Source organism: Oleiphilus sp. HI0061, assembly GCF_001635675.1.
This window is the reverse complement of record NZ_LWFE01001452.1, coordinates 1-442: the sequence shown is the minus strand read 5'-3', so window position 1 is coordinate 442 and position 442 is coordinate 1. Positions and strand designations below refer to the sequence as shown.

Below are 442 nucleotides of genomic sequence, written 5' to 3'. Positions count from 1 at the left end.
TCATCAAACTCACCTCGACACAGTGAATTATTTAGCAAAGACGGCTCGCCCAGCCATTGTGATCGCCGCTAGCGGTATGTGTGCTGGTGGACGTATTGTTAATTATTTAAAAGCCTTAATTGAAGATAAGCGTACTGATATTCTGTTTGTAGGTTATCAAGCTGAGGGAACTGCAGGGCGAGATATTCAAACTTACGGGACACGAAATGGCTATGTCGAGCTAGAGGGTAAGCGCTATACGATTAATGCCGCTGTACATACGATCTCGGGTTACTCTGCGCATGCAGGTCAGGAAGACTTGCTGAACTTTGTGCAAGGTATGAAAGCTAAGCCTTCAGAAATAAGAATTGTTCATGGTGACGATGATGCGAAAATGGCTTTAAAGCAGGCGCTACGGGAATTATTGGGGGAAGAGGTAGGTTTAAGTATTCCTTAAAGAGTA

1 protein-coding gene is annotated in these 442 nt (G+C 44.1%); it reads left to right on the top strand.

The window, feature by feature from the left end; genetic code table 11:
• Positions 1-436: MBL fold metallo-hydrolase RNA specificity domain-containing protein (locus A3735_RS22855; RefSeq protein WP_304440006.1), on the top strand; the 436-nt coding region annotated here is incomplete at its 5' end.
• Positions 437-442: the final 6 nt, after the last annotated feature.